Source organism: Methylophilus luteus, assembly GCF_042676265.1.
Taxonomy (GTDB): Bacteria; Pseudomonadota; Gammaproteobacteria; order Burkholderiales; family Methylophilaceae; genus Methylophilus; species Methylophilus luteus.
Genome location: NZ_JBHTKB010000002.1, coordinates 465,484 through 486,579 on the forward strand (window position 1 = coordinate 465,484; position 21,096 = coordinate 486,579).

The following is a 21,096-nucleotide window of genomic DNA, read 5'->3' on the forward strand; positions in this document are numbered from 1 at the left end:
TGAAAACAAGCATTCCTGAACAGGGCTACAGCAGCAGTTATTTCACCTAATCGCAGGTCAGTTAAAGTGTATGGCCTATATAGCCAAAGTGGGCGGCAATAATCAGTAGCAGAAACAGGGCGATAGACAGGCCTATGCGCATGGTGAGCGCTTTCACGGTGCGGTCAGAACCTTGCTTGTCCTTAAGTAAAAATACCAGGGCGGAAAACAGACTGCCTATGATGACCAGTAGTATAAGAACCGTTGCAATTTTAATAAGCATGGTGTGATCCTGCGCTAAGTGTAAGCAATTAGTGAAGGCACATTATGGGCTGTAAGTAGGAAAATGCAAATACCTTTAGGATCGTATGTTTTACGGCTGCGGCCGCTGGTGATACTGGTGGTGGCAGTCATGGTTTTTGGCTGTTTGAAATTGGGCATGTGGCAGTGGCACAAAGCCGAACAAAAGCAGGCGATCACCCACGCCCTGGCCGAGGGCAAACTCAATGTGCTGGAGCTGGCGGCTCAGGGCAAGCTGGATGAAGCACATGTAGAAGCAATGCATACGCGCACGGTGAAACTGAGCGGGCATTACCTGGCTGAGCAAAGCTTTTTCCTCGATAACCAGGTAGAGCAGGGGCAGGCAGGCTTTCATGTGCTGACGCCGTTTCTGCTCGCTGACGGCCACACTGTGATCCTGGTCAATCGCGGCTGGGTGGCCGGGTTTAATGATCACCAGCAGTTGCCGGTGGTAGAGACGCATACTGATGAACAGGCCCTGACCGGCATGTTGTGGCATCAGACCAAAACCGGTTTTCAACTGGGTAAACCGGGAACAGGCTGGAATAAAGTACAGCAGGTGATAGATTTTGATTATTTGCAGCAGCAGCTGAGTTACCCTTTGCTGCCGCATGCTATATTGAAGCTGGACCCGGCAGTGGCACAAGATGGCTTTGTCCGCCATTGGGATGTGCCGGCCGGGCAGGTGGAGAAACATTTAAGTTATGCCTATCAATGGTTTGGTTTTGCTTTGGCAAGCATACTGATAGGTGTGTATCAAATGCTGGAAAAACGCCAGTAAACAAGCCAGTAAATCGGCCAGAAAATAGTTAGTCAGGTAGGTTCATGCAAGAAGATACAACAACGCACGCCAGTTTGAATGCCGCACAGCAGCGCAAAGGACGCATGATCTTTTTACTGCTGGCGATCTTCTTCACCGTGCCGCTGGTCGTGGTGGTGGCCATGATCAAGTTTGACTGGCGCCCCAGTGGCAAAAGCTATGGCCAGCTGATACAACCCCCGGTCTCGATTGCATCCACCAGCCATTGGCTGACGGATGACAAGCAGGCTGTGCCTGCCTTCTGGCAAGATAAATGGAGCATGGTGCTGATTGCCGGCGAATGTGACGCCCGTTGCATGCAGCGCCTGCACGATTTAAGGCAGGTGTATGTGTCGCTGTATAAAGACATGATACGCGTGCAGCGCGTGCTGATCACGCAGCAGGCCGACACCCGGCAGATACGCGATCAATATCCTGACCTGCTGATCATCAATGGCGAGACAGAACAGATAGACACCGTGGGGCGCATGCTGAGCGGCGGCGGGCAGAATACGCTGGCGGCGCAACGCGTTTATTTCATAGACCCACTCGGCAATATCATGATGCAGTATGACCTTGAGCAGGAAGCCAAATGGATACGCAAGGACCTGGTGAAATTGCTTAAGGCTTCCTGGGCGGGTTGATGATGTTTAAACCGTTAAGTGTTTTTGCAGTGGTGCTGGCGTTTTGTGTGGTGGTGCTGGGTTCTTATGTGCGCTTGTCTGACGCCGGCCTGGGTTGCCCTGACTGGCCTGGCTGTTATGGCGAATTGTCCGTCCCGCAAAGCGAGGCTGCCATACAGTCGGCACAGCAGGCCTACCCTGACCGGCCGCTGGAACATGCCAAAGCCTGGAAAGAAATGGCGCACAGGTACCTGGCCGGCAGCCTGGGCCTGGTGGTGCTGGCCCTGGCCGTGCTGGCCTACCGGCACAGGCAAACTATACGCAGCAGCTGGCAGTTATCCGCTGCCCTGGTGGTATTGGTAGGTTTGCAGGCATTGCTGGGCATGTGGACAGTGACCCTGCTGCTCAAGCCGGTGATAGTCACCCTGCACCTGCTGGGCGGCATGAGCACACTGGCCTTGTTATGCTGGATAGCCGTGCGCAATACTACCCAGCCATCCATCGCCTTGCCCTCAGCCCAGCAAAAGTGGTTACGGCTGGCGTTGCTGGTGTGGTTGCTGCAAGTCATACTGGGTGGCTGGACCAGCAGTAATTATGCGGCGCTGGCCTGTACCGATTTTCCCACCTGTCATGGCCTGTGGTGGCCAAACATGGATATGTATGATGCTTTTCACCTGACCCGTGCACTCGGTGAGAGCCGTGATGGCGGTCAACTGCACCTGGATGCGCTGACTGCCATCCAGTGGGTACACCGGTTGGGGGCATTGCTGGTGCTGGCCTGGGGGGTGGTGAGTTTCAAGATTTTGTGGCAACGCAAAGCCGCCAGGCCGCTGGCATGGGCACTGCTGGTGGTGCTGTTGTTACAGATCAGCGTCGGTATAGGCAACCTGTTGCTGCAACTGCCGCTGGTGCTGGCAGTATTGCATAACGCTGGCGCTGCGTTGCTGGGCATCTGCCTGGTGACTGTGAATGCGAGATTAATTGATACGTCTTATTAGAAAAGTTGGGGGATTAGTCATGCAAAGTATTTGGGTTACACAACTGACATCGGCCAAGATGAGCTTGCGCAATTTTTATGCCTTGTGCAAGCCGCGGGTGACGGCGTTGATCGTTTTTACTGCCATCATAGGCATGTTCATGGCCACACCGGGCATGGTGTCACTGCAGATATTGCTGGCCGCGACAGTGGGCATCGCTTTTGCCTCGGGCGCTGCGGCGGCATTCAACTGCCTGATAGAGCACAAGATAGATGCCATGATGGCACGCACGCGGGCGCGGCCTATCCCGACCGGGCAACTGTCACAGATGGAGACCCTGCTGTTTGCCAGTGTGCTCGGTGGCCTGGGCCTGAGTATCCTCTATTACTGGGTGAACCCGCTCACCATGTGGCTGACCCTGGGCACCTTTGTCGGCTATGCCGTGATCTATACCGTGTTCCTCAAACCGGCCACGCCTATGAATATCGTGATCGGTGGCGCCTCCGGTGCCATGCCGCCTATCCTGGGTTGGGCCGCAGTCAATAACACCGTCTCGCCAGAAGCGCTGGTGATGTTCCTGATTATTTTTGCCTGGACGCCACCGCACTTCTGGGCGCTGGCCTTATACCGCCGTGAAGAGTACGCCAAAGTCGGCATGCCCATGTTGCCGGTGACGCACGGCGAGCGCTTCACCTTGCTGCATATACTGCTGTATACCGTGATCCTGATCGTGGTTTCATTCATGCCTTATGGCCTGGGCATGAGCGGCTGGTTATACCTGGCTTCGGCGGTCGCTCTGAATGCGGTGTTCCTCTACTATGTGGTCAGCCTTTACCGCCATTACTCTGACGCACTGGCCAAAACCACTTTCAAATACTCTATCCTTTACCTGAGCCTGATCTTTGCCGCTTTATTGCTGGATCATTATCTGATCTAGCATCTGATCTAGCGCTCAGGCCATCTCAAGCACACCTGCTTAAGATAACTTGGTGGCAGCATGTTGCAATGCTGCCATTTTTGTTTCTGCGATCAGTAATGGCTGCGAGAGTTGCTCCAGCGTCTGCTGGTCTATCTGCTGCAACAGCGTGCTGAACAATGCCGGTCTGCCGTGCAAAAAGCCCTGGATAAAATCACAGTTGATCACCTTGAGGATATTCTCCTGCTGGGCGTTCTCCACGCCTTCGGCGATCAGCTGCATATTCAGCTCATGCGCCATCTGTATGATAGAGCGGCACAGGATAAAGTCATAGTTGTCCTCACCCAGGTTGCTGATAAATGACCTGTCTATCTTGACGTAATCGACATGGTATTTCTTCAGGTAACCCAGTGCCGAATAGCCGGTGCCAAAGTCGTCTATAGAGAGCTTGATGCCTGCCTGCTTAAGGGTTTTCAAAGTGTCCTGCACCACGCGTGAAGGTTCCAGCAGCAGGCCTTCGGTGATCTCAAAACAGAATAACTCACACGGGATATTCGAACGCTCCAGGCGTTTGATAAATGCCATCAGGTGTTGCGGATGGGCGAACTGCACCGGCGAGATATTGAGACTGATCTGCACGCCTTGCAGGCGCAGCGGGTCTATGGTCGATAAATCATGCAGCACTTCATTAAACACCCACTTGCCTATCTCTATGATAAAGCCGGATTCTTCTGCCAGCGGGATAAACGTGCCCGGCGGGATATTGCCACGCGTAGGATGCTGCCAGCGTATCAGCGCCTCGGCTTTGATCAGCGTGATGTCGTGCAGCCGGTAGATAGGCTGGTAGACCAGGTGCAACTCGCCATTATCAACCGCCGAACGCAGGTCGTGCGTCAGTGAAATGCGCTCGCTGATCTCCTGCTGCATGGTCTGGGTAAAAAACTGGTACTGGTTCTTGCCTGCGCGTTTGGCGGCATACAGGGCCTGATCGGCATACATCATCAGCGTTTCGGCCGAATCACTGTGGTCGGGGAACACGGCGATCCCTATGCTGGCGGTGACAAAATACTGGTTATCGTCAATGTGGAAAGGCGAGCGCACCGTCTCTACGATCTTGGCGCCTATTTCATGCAACAGCCTGGCATCTTTCAGTTTGGGGATCACCACTACGAACTCGTCACCGCCGAGCTTGGCGGTGGTGTCGCCGTCGCGTACACATGACTGTATGCGTAGGGCCGCATTCTGCAGCAGGCGGTCGCCGACCGCATGCCCGGCAATATCATTCACATCTTTAAACCCATCCAGGTCTATCAGCAGCAAACCCAGTTGCTGCTGCGACTGCTGGCAGTCGAGAATGGCGCTCTCCAGGCATTGCTGTAACAGGTAGCGGTTGGGTAACTGTGTCAGGTAATCATAATTGGCCTGGCGCCAGATCTGCTGGCGCACCTCGGTTTCGCGGCGTTGTGCGCGCTGGTAAAAGCGCCACAGCTGATAGACGAGAAATACGCAGGCTAATGTCAGTACTGTCAGGCCGGCCTCTATGGCCAGCCGGCTGACCAATGCCGGTTCACTGGCAGCTAGAGGTTGTGCCAGTGTCGCTGACCAGGCTGGCGGCGCCAGTGCCGCTGACAATGCTGATACTATCAATAACAGTCTTGCAGATGATGTTCTGAGTGGGTTGTGCATACCATTCTATCTTTGCGTTGCGTGCAATGATGGCTTGGTATCAGGGCGGCCGGTCTTACCCGCTGCAGGCTTGCGCCACCCCACACCAAGAGCTAACTGGGTTAACGGCAGGCCGATGAAAAACTTAAGGGGGAAAACGGATTTTTTTGCAGTGGCACCTGCAGCGTGGCTGCAGGTGTTTATCAGGTGGAGCAGAGACTGCTGGCCGGCATTATTTGCCGGACAAACAGCTCTTCATAAACGCTTTGCGTTCGTCGCCTTGCAATGCCTTGGTTTTGGCATCGGCGTTACAGGTTTTCATTTTATTCTGTTGCGCAGTCAGGCCGGAAGATGCGCTATCGGCCGATAGACATGTTTTCATAAAGGCTTTGCGCTCATCGCCTTTCAGCGCTTTGGTGCTGGCATCGGCATTACAGGTTTTCATTTTTTCCTGTTGCGGGCCTGCAGATACTGACAGACAGACAGAGGACAGCAGCAGGGCAAGAACCAGTTTTTTCATGAAAGTCTCCAAACAAAAAGTAAACGGATGATAGTGTGATGCAGGCACGCCGGGTGCGGGCCTGTCACTGATATTCTGACACAGAGCAGTAAGCCCGGGTTAACAAATAGCTAAACAAATAGCTGAACAAAAAATCTCAACAAAAAAGCCCGGTGAGTACCGGGCTTTCAGGGATGGTTGTGTCTATGTTTTACTGGATAGGCACGCTATGCAGGGTGCCGGCTTTCATATCCGGTACCAGCAGGGACTGGCCATCGGCAGACAGACTGATATCCGCCGCCGACTGGTAACCCTGGATGATGCGTTGCGGTGTGGCTTTAGGCTCAGCCAGTTGCCAGACATTGCCGCCGGCCCAGTCGCTCACATACAGGTGGCCATGTGCATCGCGCACCAGGCCGTCTGCGCCACCAAAGCCCTGGTTGAGCAGGGTGACGGTGGCCTTTTTAGCGCCCAGTTGTACCCTGAACAGTTTGCCAGTGCCAAAATCGGCGACCAGCATGCTGTTCTGGCCATCCATCAGCAAGCCATTCGGACGTTTGATGCCGGCATTGCCTTTGAGCACTTCAGTCACTTTACCGGCTGCGATCTTGAAGATGCCAGCGCCTTTGCCATTGTCATCGCCACTGTCAGAGATATACACATTGCCCAAACCGTCTATCTCGACATCGTTGAGGAACACCGGTTTGCGTGGAAAAGCCGAGCTGTCAGCCAGCACGGTCTGCTGACCGCTTTGTGCATCTATACGCACCACTCTGTCTACATCGGCGACATACAGCTGGCCATTGAACAGATCCAGGCCTTTAGGGTCGTTCAAACCATCCGCCAGTGTCTTGCGGCTGCCGTCAGCAGCAATCTGGGTGATCTTGCCATCACCGGCTTTGCCAAACTCGCCTATCTCTGACACATACACTGTGCCATCGGGTGCGGCAAATACAGATTCCGGCATGGCAAATCCGCTCAGTGTCTGGTCAGCGCTGCTGGTCGGCTTTGCACTGGCCGCCGCTTTGCTTGCGGCTTTGCCATCATAGCTGACGCGGTAGATCACGCCATTGTAGTCATCCGACACCAGCAATGAGCCATCCGGCAATTGCAGCACATCGTTAGGGCGTCCCCACACTTCACCTTCGGCACTCAGCCAGCCGTCTATGAATACCTTGGTTTCCTTGACCTGTTTCTGCTCGTCAAACGTGACGCGCACCAGCTGGTAACCGACCGGCTCTTTACGGTTCCACGAGCCATGCTGCGCGATCACAGCATTACCCTGGTATTCACTGGGGAACTGCTTGCCGGTGTAAAACTTGAAACCCAGGTTGGCGCTGTGCGCCTGGAACTCGGCCACCGGTTTGGTCACTGCTGCTGGCGGAGTCTTGTTCTTCCAGTTCGGGTCACGTGCATCGCCACCGGCAAAGAAAGGGAAACCAAAGTGCAGGCCGGCTTTAGGTGCCGCATTCAGCTCGTCATGCGGAATATCCGCACCCAGCAGGTCCACACCGTTATCGGTAAAGAACAGGGTATTGGTGCCGGGCTGGAAATCCAGGCCGACTGAGTTACGCACGCCTTTGGCAAAGGTTTCTACCTGGCTGCCATCCGGGTTAAGGCGGATGATGGAAGCTTCGATACCGCTAGGGTCGCAGATATTGCATGGCGCGCCTATGGTCACATATAACTTGTTGTCAGGTCCGGCAGCTATATAACGCCAGCCGTGATGGGCCTTGTTCGGCAATTTGTCATACACCACTTCACGCATGGCTTTAAACGGCAAAGTCAGGTCAAAGTCTGGCGCTGCATAGCGTGTGATACGGTGTTGTTCGGCCACATATAAATGCCCGTCTACCATGGCGACGCCATTGCCTACGGTGAGGTCATCCAGAATGGCGACGACCTGGTCGGCCTTGTGGTCTTTGTTTTTATCAACCACGGCATATACCTTGTTGCCACGGGTGCCGACATAGACGTTGCCGTTAGTGCCCAGTGTCATCTGGCGTGCGCCCGGCACTTCAGCGTATATGTCGACATGAAAGCCGTCCGGCACACGCAGTTTGCTCAGGTTGTCACGTACATCCTGTATATCTGCCCAGGCGCTGACAGACAGGGTGGCGAATATGGAACCGATCAGACTTTTTATCAATTGATTTTTCATTAAGCTTATCCTCTACTCCAAAAAATGATGACTCATGCAAGTTTGGTATGAGTAGTCTACGCAGAGTAGGGTTCTGCGGTAAGTTTAAAAAATATGAAATGATTGCCTATTTCTATTTGATAAATGCTTAAAATAGCTAATCAGGTGTATTATTTGTGCCTAATTACTTTGGTATATATATTATATGAGCAACCTTGATTGCTGGTCTGCCCACGACAGGGATAGAACCATAGCGCTGCTATCCAGCCAGACGCCTAACGAGGGTTTTACCCTCACGGCGCTGGAGGGCGTCAAGCTGATGCGCTGGAATCGTGCTATTCCGCGCAGCCCGGTGTTTTATGAGCCCAGCATCGTGTTTGTCTGCCAGGGCAAAAAGATAGGTTATCTGGGCGGCGAGGTCTATCAGTACAATCCGCAGCAGTTCCTGATCCTGTCGGTGCCACTGCCATTCGAGAGCGAGACCATTGCTTCGATAGAAGAACCTTTGCTGGCGATCTCCATCCGTATCAATCTTTCCATGATCTCGGAATTGCTGTTGAGCGTGGAACATGACACGCCCATGAAGATCAATGGCAGGAGCGGTATCACCTCCACGCCGCTGGACGCCCGTTTATCCAATGCCGTGGTCAGGCTGCTGGAGTGTCTGCAGTCTAAAGCGGATGCTACCGTTTTGGGTCAATCCATCATCCGCGAGATCCATTACCGCATCTTGCAGACCTCGCAGGCGTCGGCCATACTGGCTGCGCATAGTACGCACAATAATATGGGCAAGATCAGCAAGGCCTTGCGCCTGATCCATGCCGAGTATGACAAAGAGCTGAACGTAGACAAGCTGGCGTCGGAATCGACCATGAGTGTGCCTTCTTTTCATGCAGCGTTCAGGGATGTCACCGCCACTTCACCTATCCAGTACCTGAAAATGACGCGCTTGCACAAGGCGCGCCTGCTCATGGTGCAAGATGGCCTGAGTGCCACGCTGGCCGCCAATAAAGTCGGTTACGAGAGCGCCTCGCAGTTCAGCCGCGAGTTCAAGCGCATGTTCGGGAAAAGCCCTATGGAAGAAGTCAGCGCCGTGCGCAGTGCGTTGATCACCACGCCGAGTGAGTCAGCGGCGAAATATGTCACGGTGGAGCAATAGGTTGCAGAAATAAGGCGCAACAATAGGTCGCCACCGGCAAACACGGCTGGCAGGCAAACTCATAGTTTTAGGCAATTATTCAAGAAAAGCTGGCAATTATTTTGCGGCTGATTCTTTTAGACTGATGTGCTTAATGCCGGCAGAGTTTCAATCTCACCCTCACGGCATGCTGGATTTTTTTGCTGCAACAAAAATGATATGGAGAACCTGCTATGGCAATCACCTTTAAAACCGCCGCCTACGGAGTGCAAAACGCGACCACCCCGGTAGCGCCTATGAGCATAGACCGGCGTGAGCCTGGTCCGCACGACGTGCTGATCGATATCGAATATTGCGGTATCTGCCATTCCGATATCCACCAGGCCAGAAACGAGTGGGGCGGTGGTTCTTTATATCCCATGGTGCCGGGGCATGAAATCGTCGGTCGTGTCAGCAAAGTCGGCGCGCATGTGAGCAAGTTCAAGCTGGGGCAACTGGTCGGAGTCGGCTGTATGGTCGACTCCTGCCGCCACTGCGCAGACTGTGCCGCCGGTGAAGAACAGTATTGTGATGGCTCGGTGTTCACCTACAATGCCAAAGACCCCAGACATGGTGGCCTGACTTTTGGTGGCTATGCCGAGCGTATCACCGTGGATGAGAACTATGTGGTCAGCGTGCCTGAAAATCTGGACACCAAAGCAGTTGCGCCATTGCTGTGCGCCGGCATCACCCTGTATTCGCCACTCAAGCACTGGAATGTACAGCCTGGGCAGAAAGTCGGCATTATCGGCCTGGGTGGTCTGGGGCACATGGGGGTGAAACTGGCCGCGGCCATGGGCGCACATGTGGTGGTGATCACGACCTCAGCCAGCAAAGCTGCTGATGCCACCAAGCTGGGCGCGCACGAAGTGCTGATTTCCAAAGATGCTGATGCCATGGCCGAACACGCCGCCAGTTTTGACCTGATCATAGACACGGTGCCGGTCGCGCATGACCTCAACCCTTATATTGGTTTGCTTAAACGCGATAAAACCATAGTGCTGGTCGGCCCGCTGGACCCGGTGGATGTGCATGGCGGCAACCTGATCCTGAAACGCCGCCAGGTGGCGGGTTCACTGATAGGCGGTATTGCAGAAACCCAGGAGATGCTGGATTTCTGCGGCAAGCATAATATCGTCAGCGATGTGGAGATGATAGATGCCAGCTATATCAACCAGGCTTACGAGCGCATGCTGAGCAGCGATGTGAAATACCGCTTTGTGATCGATATCGCCTCACTGAGGTCTACGGCAGACGCCTAAGACAGTGGCTGGCCGGGGTTGGCTGACGCACGACCCGGGCTGGCGCACTGTGCAACGTCGGGTAGCAACAACAGGGCTGGCGGAAAAGCCATGCTGGTGTGGCAAAAAAGCACCGGGTGCAGGTTTTAATCTGTCAGGCGGGTATGAAATGCGCTACAAATTGGCCGCTTTAAAGGCACAAGCCAGAGGTCGGTGTTAAGATGCTTATCTGTTCATTTTTCACTTAGCGCATGCTTGCAGAAAAACCTCCCCAGGGCCTGATATCACTAGTGATATCGATACTTGCCTATCTTTCCCTCACCCAGATCGACAAGGTGATGCACATCGGCCAGCAGGAATCGCTGGTGGTTTCCATAGTGTTTGTATTGCTGATCATCAACCTGGCTTTTCAGCTCTCGTTCCAGGTGGAGTATGTGGCAGAGCGGCTTAAAGAGCCGTATGGCACCATGATACTGACTATCAGCGCGGTGATTATTGAAGTGGTGATCATCGTCATGATGTTAAGCCATACCTCTTCAACCACGCTGGCGCGGGATGCGATCTACTCGGCGGTGATGCTGGATATGAATGGTATTCTCGGTCTGTGTGCCATTGTTGGCGGTATCAAATACGGTGAGGTCGAATATAACGTCAACTCCGGCAATACCTATATTGTGATGATCATGACTGCGCTGGGCATCTCCATGGTGTTGCCAGCGTTTTTGCCGCCCGAGCACTGGCGACTGTATTCGATGTTTACCATCATCACCATGAGTGTGTTTTACGGGCTGTTCCTCAAAATGCAAACCGGCAGACACCGTAACTATTTCAGTTACAGCAACCAGCACAGCAAAGAGCTGCTGGGCGAAGTGGCCACGCGCAAGACCATAGTCGATGTCAGGCTGGCGATCGTTTATATCCTGGTGGGTATCATCACCATAGGCCTGCTGTCGGAAGAGATGAGCATGCATATGGATGCCGGTCTGACCGGTAGTGGCGTGCCACCTATCGTGGCTGCCATCGTGGTGGCTATCATCGCCGCCAGCCCTGAAGTGCTGACTGCGCTGAAGGCCGCGACCAACGACCGCATGCAGACGGTGGTGAATATCTCGCTGGGCGCGACCTTATCCACCGTGATACTGACCGTGCCGGTGATAGAGGCGATCGCGCTGATACAGAACAAGCCGCTGATCGTCGGCCTGTCACCGACGCAGATGGTGATGACGTTTTTGACGTTGGTGGTCGCCACCATCAATCTGCATGATGGCGAAACCAATGCCATAGAAGGCATGACGCATTTTGTGTTGTTTATGGCATTTGCCATGCTGGCCACATTAGGCATGTGACCGCCAGGCATGGCGTGATAGCGCACCGCAGCTGGGTTTTTTCAGGCCACAGCTGCGCTTTATTAAGACCTACAGCCAGTAACTGGCTGATGTAGAAGTGAATCATGAGTACTATTCTGGAATTATTGCAACAATTCGGCCTGCTGATCGTGTTTGCCAATGTGCTGCTAGAACAGCTGGGCTTGCCGTTACCAGCGTATCCCACTTTATTGCTTTCCGGCGTATTGATAGGCAACGGTCAATACAGTCTGGGCACGCTGCTGGCAGTGGCGGTGATCGCCGCCCTGATCGCTGATTCCATCTGGTATATGGCCGGGCGCAAATACGGCAAACGCGTGATGGGCAAGCTCTGCAAGATCTCGCTGTCGCCGGATACCTGTGTCAGGCAAACCGAATCGCTATACCTGAAGTTCGGGCCGCCGGCATTGCTGGTGTGCAAGTTCATTCCCGGTTTTGCTTCTATCTCCAGCGCCCTGGCCGGCTCTTCCGGCACGCGTTACCTGGTATTCGTACTCATGGATGGCCTGGGAGCCATGCTGTGGGCCGGTTCTGCCCTGTGGCTGGGTAATCTGTTCAGTTCTGCCATTGATGAGCTCATGCTCACCCTGGTGCAAATGGGCAAATGGGGCACCTTGCTGGTACTGGTGTTGCTGGCGGCGTTTATCGCCTATAAATGGTGGGACAGGCAGCGCTTTATCAAAAGCCTGCGTATGGCGCGCATCAGCATAGAAGAACTCAACGAGATGCTGAACAGCGGTGCCGCACCGGTGATACTCGATACGCGTGCTGCCCACCTGGTGGATGACGGCTGGATACCCGGCGCACAATTCATCACGCTGGAAGACGTGGACAGCCTGGTGCTGGATATAGACCAGGATGCGCCCGTGGTGCTGTATTGTTCCTGCCCTAACGAAGTCACCGCTGCCAAAGTCGCCAAAAAACTGATCAACCGCGGTTATCGCAATATCCGGCCACTCACCGGCGGCATAGACGCCTGGCGCGATGCCGGCTTTGAAGTGGTCAGCGTGCAGGTTGCAGACGCCGCAGCACCAGCAAAGGAAACACATGTTTAATGTAGTGGGCATCGCACTCAAGCGGCCCTATACCTTTGTGGTGATGGCCCTGCTTATCCTGATCGCCGGCACTTTGTCTGCGCTGCGCAGCCCGGTGGATATCTTTCCCGAGATACGTATCCCTATCGTGGCGGTGGCCTGGCAATACGCCGGTTTGCCACCGGACGAGATGGCCGGCCGCATCACCACGCTGTACCAGCGCACGCTGACCACCACCGTCAATGATATCGAACATATAGAAGCCAATTCGATCAACGGTATCTCTATCGTCAAGATATTCTTCCACCCCGGTGTCAATATCGCGACCGCCAATGCGCAGGTGTCGGCGATCTCGCAGACCGTGACCCGGCAAATGCCTACCGGCACCACGCCGCCGCTGATCCTGAATTACAACGCTTCTACCGTGCCTATCCTGCAGATCGCCTTGTCTGGCAAAGGGCTGACCGAGCAGAACCTGGCTGACCTGGGCCTGAACGCGGTACGTATAAGGCTGGTGACGGTGCCAGGCGCAGGCGTGCCTTTCCCCTATGGCGGTAAAAGCCGGCAGATCCAGATAGACCTTAATCCTTCTGCCTTGCAGGCACGCGGGCTGTCGGCGCAGGATGTGTCCAGCGCCCTGGCGGCGCACAACCTGGTGGTGCCGGTAGGCACGCAGAAGATAGGCAGCATTGAATACACCCTCAACCTGAATAACGCAGCTTCCGGGGTGGATGAGCTGGCCAATATCCCGGTCAAGGTGGTCAATGGCGCCACCATCTATATGCGCGACATCGCCCAGGTGCGCGACGGTAATCCGCCGCAGACCAATATCGTGCATGTGGATGGCAACCGCTCAGTGTTGATGACCATACTCAAAAACGGCGCCATCTCCACCCTGGCCATCGTCGAAGGCATTAAAGACAAACTGGAAGAGATCAAACCCAGCCTGCCGGATACGCTGGTCGCCACCCCCATCAACGACCAGTCATTGTTTGTGCGCGCGGCTATACATGGTGTGGTGTTTGAAGGCGTGCTGGCGGCGATACTCACCAGTCTGATGATATTGCTGTTCCTTGGCAGCTGGCGCTCTTCGCTGATCATCGCCACCTCTATCCCGCTGTCTATCCTGGGCGCCATCATAGGCTTGTCCATCACCGGCGAGACGCTGAACATCATGACGCTGGGTGGCCTGGCGCTGGCGGTGGGCATACTGGTAGACGAAGCCACCGTCACCATAGAAAACATCAACTGGCACCTGGAACAAGGCAAGCCGGTGGAGCAATCCATACTCGATGGTGCGGCACAGATAGTGACGCCGGCGTTTGTCTCGCTGTTGTGTATCTGTATCGTGTTCGTGCCTATGTTTTTCCTCGAAGGCCTGTCGCGCTTTCTGTTCGTGCCCATGGCCGAGGCGGTGATGTTCGCCATGGTCAGCTCGTTTATCCTGTCGCGTACGCTGGTGCCTACCATGGCCAATTACATGCTCAAACCGCATGTGCACGGCGAGCCCCATGCCACTGCCAGCCGTAACCCACTGGTGCGTTTCCAGCGCCGTTTTGAAGCTGGCTTCGAGCGCATGCGCCTGTCTTATAAAGGCTTGCTGGAACTGGCGCTCGCGCATAGCCGGCTGTTTATGGGCGGCTTTATGGCTATCGTGCTGCTGTCGTTCCTGCTCACCCCCATGCTGGGCAGCAACTTCTTCCCCGCGGTGGATAGCGGGCAGATACTCATGCACGCACGCGTGCCGGTGGGGACCCGTATTGAAGACACCGCCAGCCGCTTTGCCAATATCCAGACCGCCATTAAAAAAGTCATTCCTGCCGACGAGATACTGACCATAGTGGACAATATAGGCATCCCTATCAGCAGTATCAATATGACCTATAACAATACCGGATTGATAGGCACCCAGGATGGTGATATCCAGATCGCGCTCAAGCCCGAACATGGGCCGACCGCCGGCTATATCCGCACCTTGCGCGAGACCTTGCCCAAGCAGTTCCCGGATACCACCTTCTCATTCCCGCCTGCCGATATCGTCAGCCAGATCCTGAATTTTGGTTCACCGGCACCGATAGATATCCAGATCCGCGGTGGCAAGCTGGCGGATAACTTTGAATACGCCAACCACTTGCTGGCCAGGATACGTACTGTGCCTGGCGTGGTCGATGCCCGTATCCAGCAGTCACGCAGCCGTCCGGCATTCGATATCACCCTGGATAGGACACGCGCGCAGGAGTTAGGTATCAGCACCCGCGATGTGACCAATAGCATGGTGATCAATATGGCGGGCAGTTCGCAAGTGTCGCCCACCTACTGGCTGAACCCGGCCAACGGCGTGACTTATTCCATCGTGTTGCAAACCCCGCAATACCAGCTGGATAGCCTGGATACACTGGCCAACCTGCCTATCAGCGGCAGCAACGGGCAAACCCAGACCCTGGGCGGCCTGGCAAGCTTTAAGCGCAATGTCGGCAATGCCGTGGTCAGCCAGTACGATATACAGCCCATGGTGCAGATCCACGCCAGCACTCAGGATAGAGACCTGGGCGCGGTGGCGGCCGATATACGCCAGATCCTGGATGAAACAAAACCGCAAGTGCCTAAAGCGGCCAGTGTGGTGATGCTGGGGCAAGCCTACACCATGGATCATGCTTTCACCGGCTTATTCTTCGGCCTGCTCGGTGCCATCGTGCTCATCTACCTGCTGATCGTGGTCAACCTGCAATCCTGGAGTGACCCGTTTGTGATCATCACCGCCTTGCCAGCGGCACTGGCAGGCATAGTCTGGATGCTGTTCGTGACCTATACGCCACTATCGGTGCCGGCACTGACCGGCGCCATCATGTGTATGGGCGTGGCCACTGCCAACAGTGTGCTGGTGATCAGCTTTGCGCGTGAACGCCTGGCAGAACTGCAGGATGCGACCGCCGCCGCAATCGATGCCGGATTCGTGCGTTTCCGCCCGGTGCTGATGACAGCGCTGGCCATGGTGATAGGCATGACGCCTATGGCGCTGGGCCTGGGCGAGGGCGGTGAGCAGAATGCGCCGCTGGGGCGCGCCGTGATCGGCGGCCTGATCTTTGCCACCATCGCCACCTTATTCTTTGTGCCGGTGGTGTTTGCCAGCATACACAAGAAAACGACTTTAACCCCTGTCAGCAGCTCTACAGGAGAGACTCATGACCAATAATTCCCCACGCCCCTCCCGCCGCTTGCAACTGGCTGGCTTGCTGCTGGTGCTGGTGGCGATAGCCATCGTCATCATAGGCATGACCACGCGTGCCAGCCAGCACGCCAAACTCAAGGACTGGACCGACCAGCAAGCAGTGCCCACCGTCAGCGTCAACCAGCCTGGCAGTGTAGCCGAAGGCAATCAGCTGATCTTGCCGGGCCGGTTTGAAGCCTATTCGCGTGCGCCTATCTATGCCCGCGTCAGCGGCTACCTCAAACAGTGGAAAGTCGATATCGGCGGCGCCGTCAAAGCCGGTCAATTGCTGGCCGAGCTGGAAACCCCAGACCTGGACCAGGAGCTATTGCAGGCCAAAGCCGACCTGGCCAGCGCGCAAGCCAATGTCAGCCTGGCAGAAACCACCGCCAAACGCTGGCAGGATATGCTGAAAACGCAATCAATCGCCCGCCAGGAAGTGGACGAAAAAGTGGGGGACTATCAAAGCAAACAGGCACTGGTGAAAGCCGCCGAAGCCAATGTGCAGCGCTTGCAGGCCCTGAAAGGTTTTGCCAGCATAGTCGCGCCATTTGACGGTTCTGTCACTGCACGTAATACCGATACCGGCGCGCTGATCAACGCCGGTAACAGCGGCACTAGCGCACAGCCCTTGTTTGAGATCTCCAACACGCGCAAATTACGCCTGTATATCAATGTGCCGCAGAACTACGTCGGCTTTATACGCGCGGGTAGCACAGCGAGTTTCAGCGTGCCGGAATATCCGGACGGCCGGTTTGAAGCCACCATACAATCCACTTCTGGCGCTATCAATGCGTCGTCGGGTACTACACTGGTGCAATTGCTGGTGGATAATGCGGCCGGCAGGTTCCTGCCTGGCGGTTTTGCCAACGTCAGCCTGCAACTCAAGGAAGCCACAGGCATTCTGACTATCCCGGCCAGCGCGCTGATCTTTGACCAGAACGGTTTGAAAGTGGCAACGGTGAATGCCGACAACAAGGTCAGCCTGAAAACCATCACCATTGCGCGCGATATGGGTAAGACACTGGAGATACAATCCGGCCTGACTGCCAGTGACCGCGTGATAGAAAACCCGCCGGATGGCGTGGTGGATGGCGATGCAGTCAATATCGCGACCGCGCCTGACGCGGCTAAATAATCAGCCTTATGGGTGAGCCGCTGATCAACGCGAGCAGATCAGCCAGGCACTCAACGCCACCGCAGATAGACTCAGAAACACATTGACCGCCGGTGGCAGCCAGAAGATATGGCCGCGCGGTCTTTCTTGCGCGCCCAGGGTTTTACAGAACACCACGAACTGCCATGCCGAGAGCAGGGCAGTGCCAGCGCCTATCAGGATAAACCCTACGCCTATATACAAAGACAAGGTGCTTTGTGACTCAGACAGTGGGTTGTCGTGCGCCATCAGTTTGATAAACAATCCAAAGCGTTCTATGACAAAACCCAGGCCCATCAAGGCGATAGACGCCCGTTGCCAGGCCAGCAGGGTGCGCTCGGCAGCAAAATAAACGCGCGGATCGTCAAGGTAGGACATGGCATGCACTCTCAGGTAAAGACAGTCATTCTACGACTTCCCCGGCAGAACTCCTAAGTAAGTCTGCCTAAGTAAGTCGTAGAATGAATGGTGCACAGATCACCTGGCACCCGGAGCCAGCAAGCTCCGGGCCGGTGATGGTCAGCCTGTGATAATTATCTAGGTTCAGGCAAACAGGCTGATGCCCAGTATGGCCAGTATGGCGACACCGATAGCCAGGATCAGGAAGATAAAGAAAAACACTTTGGATATCTTGGCGGCGCCGGATTCAACACTACGGAAACCCAAGGCCCCGGCAATGATGGAAATAACTAAAAATACCAATGCGTAATAAAGCATTTGTTGACCCCTTAAATGTCAGTAAGTGTAGCTAAATCATAAAAGCCAGCCTGCGCTTTGCGTATAGGGCATTAACTGCAATACAGGTAAGAAACCGCCTACAATGCACAAAAGCAAAGCGCAAGCCGGCACCGGCTGGCGGCGACAGCTGAAATGGCCGGCAGGGCTGTCACACAGCCGCTGTGCTGGCGATAGCGGCAAGCATGGCAGGCTCGCTGGCAGATAGTGATTATCTGACATAGTCAGTGTCATTATCCCCTTGGTCAAACAGCAATATCAGTGCCGGCAGCAGCATCAGGTTCACCGCTACCGATGACAGCAGGCCGCTGACCACCACCACGGCGAGCGGGTATTCGATCTCGTAGCCTGACACCGGCCCTTTGAGGATGATAGGCACCAGCGCCATGCTGGTCGCCAGCGTGGTCATGCTGATCGCCCGCAAACGGTCAGAGACCGCCATCGCCAGCAATGCAGGCCCGTCATAGGCATGGCTGTGCCGCAGTTGCTGATAGCGCGAGATCAGCAAGATGCCGCTTCTGGCGGCAATCCCCAGCACTGCGATCAGCCCTATCATGGCCCCCAGCGAGATGACGCCACCTGTCAGCCAGATGCCTGTCACCCCGCCTGCCACTGCGAACGGCAGCACGGCGAACAGCATGGCGGTCAGGCGCAGCGATCTCAGGCTCATGAACATCAGCAAGAACACCAGCAATAACGCCAGAAGGCTGTAGCTGACCAGGGTGCGGGTGGCGGTTTTCTGCTCGGTGTATTCGCCCAGCATGCGTACATAGTAGCCGGCCGGCAGGGTCAGCCGGTTTAACCTGGATTCAATCTCCTGCGCCACGCTACCGATATCCGTGCCTTCTACGTCGGTAGAAATATCGATTTTGCGTGATGCCGCTTCGCGCTTGATCTCATTTTGCGTGGGTTGCACTATGACTGTGGCGACATCCGCCAGGGCGACCACGGCCCCGGACGGGCTTTGTATGCTGATCTGCCGCAAGGCCTGCAGGCTGTCGCGTGCCGGTGTAGCACTGATCAGCCGCACATTAAAACGCTGCTGACCCACATACACTTCGCCCTGTATCTGGCCCAGTGTCATCAGGCTCAGCGCTTGTTTCACCTCTTTTTCAGTCACGCCGTAACGGTCTGCCAGCGCAGTATTCAGTCGCACATGGATATGCGGGATCAGCGCTTGTGACTCGACCTTCAAATGGCTGAGGTGGGGGATATCCGCTATCGCCAGGCGTATGCGTTCAGCCTCCTCCCTTAAGGTGTCCACATCATTGCCGAATAGCCGGATCACGATACTGGCGCTGGTGCCAGACATGACTTCTTTGCTGCGTTCTTTGAGGTAAGTCTGCACATCGGTGAATATGCCGGCATAGCCACTGATGCTTTGCTGTATCCTGGCCATGGTTTTTTCATAGTCGGCCTGAGGTGAAATGCTGACCCACAGCTCGCCAAAGTTAGGCCCGACCACTTCATCCGCGACTTCGGTACGACCGATATGTGCTCCCAGGTTGCGTACGCCTTCAATATGCATCAGCGCCTGGCTTGCGCGCAGCGACATGGCTTTCATCTGCGCGATAGAGGTGCCGGGGCGCTCTACAAAATGCATGAGAAAATCTGTTTCTTTAAACGCAGGCAGAAATTCAGAGCCAAGAAAAGGCAGGCTGGCCAGCATGCTGAAAAACAGCAGCGCGGCAGCTGCGATCACCGCTTTTGGCTGCGCCAGTAGCTGCAGTGTCCATGCCGGTGGCGCGGTGTGATCCACGATAGCCGGCAGATCACCCTCGCGTTTGAGCAAACAGTAGGCCAGCACCGGTGTGACTATCAGCGCCACCAGCAATGAGGCAAAGATCGCCAGCAGATAACCATAGGCCAGCGGTTTGAAAAAAGCCCCGGCGATGCCCTGCAGAAAAAATACCGGAATAAATACCGCCATCACGATCAGCGTGGCATGAATGACTGCGCCGCGTACTTCATACGAAGCCTGGGTGATGACTTTGAGCAGGCTTTTCGGTTGCGCCAGCAAACGGTTAGCGCGCAGCGCACGCAGGATATTCTCCAGGTCTATGATGGAGTCATCCACCACCTCGCCGAGGGCGATCACCAGCCCGGCCAGTACCATGGTGTTAATGCTCACTTGCAGCCAGCTCAGCAATAACACAGCAGTCACCAGGGAAAGCGGGATAGCCGCCAGGCTGATCAGCGCCGCCCTGAAATTGCGTAAAAACAGGATCAGGATCACGGCGACGAGGCAGGCACCCAATAGCAAAGCGCTCTGCAGATTGTGCAAAGCCGTCTCTATAAATGTGGCCGGCCTGAAGATAGTGGCATCGACATTGATATGCGGCAGCGCAGGTTTCAGCTCGCGCAATGCCTGGTCTATCTGTTGCGTCACGCGCAAGGTATTGGCATGCGGGTGTTTTTCCACGATCAGCAGCAAGCCATCGCCCTGGTTCACCACCGCATCGCCTATAGGCAGCGCATGGCCCCAGCTGATCTCTGCCACCTGGCCCAGCTTGACAGGCGTCGCTTTGGAGTAGCCCACCGTCAGTTGTAAATAATCCTCGGCATTCAGGGTGGGTCTGTCATAGCTGACTGCCATTCTTTGCTGGGCAGTATCCAGGTAGGCAGCACCATCCGGCTGCAGGGCGTTGCCCAGTTGCTGGCTGATCTGGCTGGCGCTGAGTTGGTGCTGCGCTAGTTTCAGCGGGTCAAACCGCACATGCAATTCCTGTTCACGCAGGCCCCAGATGGCGACATTGGCCACCCCGGGGATAGACATCAGCCGAGGCCTCACCGTCCACAGTGCCTTGGTACTTAATTCTGCCAAGGTATCGTGGCGGGAGCTCAGGCCTATCTTCAGCACGCGGGACAATGAGGATAAGGGCGGCAGCATGACCGGTGGCCTGGCAACGGCAGGTAGTTTTTGCGCCAGCAGCAGCAGGCGCTCCTGCACTGCCTGCCTGGCTTCTGCGATGCTGGTGCCTTCTTCAAACAGCATGACTACAGACGACAGGCCCAGCACAGATTTGGAGCGTAAAGTCTTCATCTGTGGCAAGCCGTTCATGGCGTGCTCGACCGGGATAGTGATCAGCTGCTCGGTTTCTACACTGGAGAGTCCGGGCGCTTCGGTCTGTATCTCGACCTTGACCGGGGCGAATTCGGGAAATACATCCATAGGCGTTTGCGGTATGGTCTTAAAACCAATCAGCATCAGGATCACGGCACAGGCGATCACCAGGTAACGCGCCTGGATGGCGCGCATGGTTAATTTTTTTAGCATGGCTGG

Annotated in this window: 17 protein-coding genes; 10 read left to right on the top strand and 7 right to left on the bottom strand. The window is 55.3% G+C overall.

Annotated features, from left to right (window positions below):
- Positions 1–61 precede the first annotated feature (61 nt).
- Complete coding sequence (locus tag ACFQ1Z_RS11740) at positions 62–262, bottom strand: twin transmembrane helix small protein (RefSeq protein WP_379057813.1); 201 nt, start codon at positions 260–262, stop codon at positions 62–64.
- Between the two features lie 63 nt (positions 263–325).
- Here ACFQ1Z_RS11740 and ACFQ1Z_RS11745 point away from each other — a divergent pair, with 63 nt between their 5' ends.
- From ACFQ1Z_RS11745 to cyoE, 4 genes are read left to right on the top strand one after another with little or no spacing between them, the layout of a single operon-like run.
- On the top strand, positions 326–1,060 hold the full coding sequence (locus ACFQ1Z_RS11745; RefSeq protein WP_379057815.1) for an SURF1 family protein: 735 nt from the start codon (positions 326–328) through the stop codon (positions 1,058–1,060).
- 44 nt (positions 1,061–1,104) lie between these two features.
- A complete protein-coding gene (locus tag ACFQ1Z_RS11750) occupies positions 1,105–1,722 on the top strand; it encodes an SCO family protein (protein WP_379057816.1) in 618 nt (205 codons plus the stop codon).
- A gap of 2 nt (positions 1,723–1,724) precedes the next feature.
- A complete protein-coding gene (locus ACFQ1Z_RS11755) occupies positions 1,725–2,699 on the top strand; it encodes a COX15/CtaA family protein (protein ID WP_379058013.1) in 975 nt (324 codons plus the stop codon).
- A 19-nt stretch (positions 2,700–2,718) separates the two neighbouring features.
- A complete protein-coding gene (gene cyoE / locus ACFQ1Z_RS11760) occupies positions 2,719–3,615 on the top strand; it encodes a heme o synthase (protein ID WP_379057817.1) in 897 nt (298 codons plus the stop codon).
- Between the two features lie 39 nt (positions 3,616–3,654).
- On the opposite strand, the gene ACFQ1Z_RS11765 is transcribed toward cyoE, so the two are convergent.
- From ACFQ1Z_RS11765 to ACFQ1Z_RS11775, 3 genes are all read right to left on the bottom strand, one after another.
- Positions 3,655–5,241 (bottom strand): putative bifunctional diguanylate cyclase/phosphodiesterase, encoded by a 1,587-nt coding sequence (locus ACFQ1Z_RS11765; RefSeq protein WP_379057819.1) that lies wholly within the window; start codon positions 5,239–5,241, stop codon positions 3,655–3,657.
- A 250-nt stretch (positions 5,242–5,491) separates the two neighbouring features.
- Positions 5,492–5,779, bottom strand: a complete 288-nt coding sequence (locus ACFQ1Z_RS11770) for a PsiF family protein (RefSeq protein ID WP_379057820.1) — start codon at positions 5,777–5,779, stop codon at positions 5,492–5,494.
- A 190-nt stretch (positions 5,780–5,969) separates the two neighbouring features.
- Positions 5,970–7,919: an SMP-30/gluconolactonase/LRE family protein gene (locus tag ACFQ1Z_RS11775; RefSeq protein WP_379057822.1), complete on the bottom strand. Its 1,950-nt coding sequence runs from the start codon at positions 7,917–7,919 to the stop codon at positions 5,970–5,972.
- A 184-nt stretch (positions 7,920–8,103) separates the two neighbouring features.
- Here ACFQ1Z_RS11775 and ACFQ1Z_RS11780 point away from each other — a divergent pair, with 184 nt between their 5' ends.
- The 6 genes from ACFQ1Z_RS11780 to ACFQ1Z_RS11805 all read left to right on the top strand — a co-directional run bounded on the left by ACFQ1Z_RS11780 (position 8,104) and on the right by ACFQ1Z_RS11805 (position 17,060).
- Entirely contained in the window at positions 8,104–9,057 is a 954-nt protein-coding gene (locus tag ACFQ1Z_RS11780) for an AraC family transcriptional regulator (protein ID WP_379057823.1), read from the top strand.
- Positions 9,058–9,269: 212 nt separating this feature from the next.
- Positions 9,270–10,337 (top strand): NAD(P)-dependent alcohol dehydrogenase, encoded by a 1,068-nt coding sequence (locus ACFQ1Z_RS11785; RefSeq protein WP_379057824.1) that lies wholly within the window; start codon positions 9,270–9,272, stop codon positions 10,335–10,337.
- Positions 10,338–10,567: 230 nt separating this feature from the next.
- The gene (locus ACFQ1Z_RS11790; RefSeq protein WP_379057826.1) at positions 10,568–11,662 is read left to right on the top strand and encodes a calcium:proton antiporter; all 1,095 of its coding nucleotides are present in this window, start codon (positions 10,568–10,570) and stop codon (positions 11,660–11,662) included.
- Between the two features lie 104 nt (positions 11,663–11,766).
- Positions 11,767–12,735, top strand: coding sequence for a VTT domain-containing protein (locus tag ACFQ1Z_RS11795; RefSeq protein ID WP_379057828.1), 969 nt, complete (start codon positions 11,767–11,769; stop codon positions 12,733–12,735).
- A complete protein-coding gene (locus tag ACFQ1Z_RS11800) occupies positions 12,728–15,907 on the top strand; it encodes an efflux RND transporter permease subunit (RefSeq protein ID WP_379057829.1) in 3,180 nt (1,059 codons plus the stop codon). The genes ACFQ1Z_RS11795 and ACFQ1Z_RS11800 overlap by 8 nt, the downstream gene beginning before the upstream one ends.
- Positions 15,897–17,060 carry an efflux RND transporter periplasmic adaptor subunit gene (locus ACFQ1Z_RS11805; protein WP_379057831.1) on the top strand — a complete coding sequence of 388 codons (1,164 nt, stop codon included), beginning with the start codon at positions 15,897–15,899 and terminating at the stop codon, positions 17,058–17,060. Before ACFQ1Z_RS11800 ends, ACFQ1Z_RS11805 begins: the two co-directional genes overlap by 11 nt.
- Before the next feature lie 24 nt (positions 17,061–17,084).
- On the opposite strand, the gene ACFQ1Z_RS11810 is transcribed toward ACFQ1Z_RS11805, so the two are convergent.
- From ACFQ1Z_RS11810 to ACFQ1Z_RS11820, 3 genes are all read right to left on the bottom strand, one after another.
- On the bottom strand, positions 17,085–17,456 hold the full coding sequence (locus tag ACFQ1Z_RS11810; RefSeq protein WP_379057833.1) for a YidH family protein: 372 nt from the start codon (positions 17,454–17,456) through the stop codon (positions 17,085–17,087).
- Between the two features lie 165 nt (positions 17,457–17,621).
- Complete coding sequence (locus ACFQ1Z_RS11815; RefSeq protein ID WP_379057834.1) at positions 17,622–17,795, bottom strand: DUF1328 domain-containing protein; 174 nt, start codon at positions 17,793–17,795, stop codon at positions 17,622–17,624.
- Between the two features lie 229 nt (positions 17,796–18,024).
- A complete protein-coding gene (locus ACFQ1Z_RS11820) occupies positions 18,025–21,090 on the bottom strand; it encodes an efflux RND transporter permease subunit (RefSeq protein ID WP_379057835.1) in 3,066 nt (1,021 codons plus the stop codon).
- Positions 21,091–21,096: the final 6 nt, after the last annotated feature.

Excerpts from the sequence above, each read along its gene's own strand:
- ACFQ1Z_RS11740 (WP_379057813.1), bottom strand. The coding sequence starts at position 262 with ATGCTTATTAAAATTGCAACGGTTCTTATACTACTGGTCATCATAGGC.
- ACFQ1Z_RS11745 (WP_379057815.1), top strand. The coding sequence starts at position 326 with ATGCAAATACCTTTAGGATCGTATGTTTTACGGCTGCGGCCGCTGGTG.
- ACFQ1Z_RS11750 (WP_379057816.1), top strand. The coding sequence starts at position 1,105 with ATGCAAGAAGATACAACAACGCACGCCAGTTTGAATGCCGCACAGCAG.
- ACFQ1Z_RS11755 (WP_379058013.1), top strand. The coding sequence starts at position 1,725 with ATGTTTAAACCGTTAAGTGTTTTTGCAGTGGTGCTGGCGTTTTGTGTG.
- cyoE (WP_379057817.1), top strand. The coding sequence starts at position 2,719 with ATGCAAAGTATTTGGGTTACACAACTGACATCGGCCAAGATGAGCTTG.
- ACFQ1Z_RS11770 (WP_379057820.1), bottom strand. The coding sequence starts at position 5,779 with ATGAAAAAACTGGTTCTTGCCCTGCTGCTGTCCTCTGTCTGTCTGTCA.
- ACFQ1Z_RS11775 (WP_379057822.1), bottom strand. The coding sequence starts at position 7,919 with ATGAAAAATCAATTGATAAAAAGTCTGATCGGTTCCATATTCGCCACC.
- ACFQ1Z_RS11780 (WP_379057823.1), top strand. The coding sequence starts at position 8,104 with ATGAGCAACCTTGATTGCTGGTCTGCCCACGACAGGGATAGAACCATA.
- ACFQ1Z_RS11785 (WP_379057824.1), top strand. The coding sequence starts at position 9,270 with ATGGCAATCACCTTTAAAACCGCCGCCTACGGAGTGCAAAACGCGACC.
- ACFQ1Z_RS11790 (WP_379057826.1), top strand. The coding sequence starts at position 10,568 with ATGCTTGCAGAAAAACCTCCCCAGGGCCTGATATCACTAGTGATATCG.
- ACFQ1Z_RS11795 (WP_379057828.1), top strand. The coding sequence starts at position 11,767 with ATGAGTACTATTCTGGAATTATTGCAACAATTCGGCCTGCTGATCGTG.
- ACFQ1Z_RS11800 (WP_379057829.1), top strand. The coding sequence starts at position 12,728 with ATGTTTAATGTAGTGGGCATCGCACTCAAGCGGCCCTATACCTTTGTG.
- ACFQ1Z_RS11805 (WP_379057831.1), top strand. The coding sequence starts at position 15,897 with ATGACCAATAATTCCCCACGCCCCTCCCGCCGCTTGCAACTGGCTGGC.
- ACFQ1Z_RS11810 (WP_379057833.1), bottom strand. The coding sequence starts at position 17,456 with ATGTCCTACCTTGACGATCCGCGCGTTTATTTTGCTGCCGAGCGCACC.
- ACFQ1Z_RS11815 (WP_379057834.1), bottom strand. The coding sequence starts at position 17,795 with ATGCTTTATTACGCATTGGTATTTTTAGTTATTTCCATCATTGCCGGG.
- ACFQ1Z_RS11820 (WP_379057835.1), bottom strand. The coding sequence starts at position 21,090 with ATGCTAAAAAAATTAACCATGCGCGCCATCCAGGCGCGTTACCTGGTG.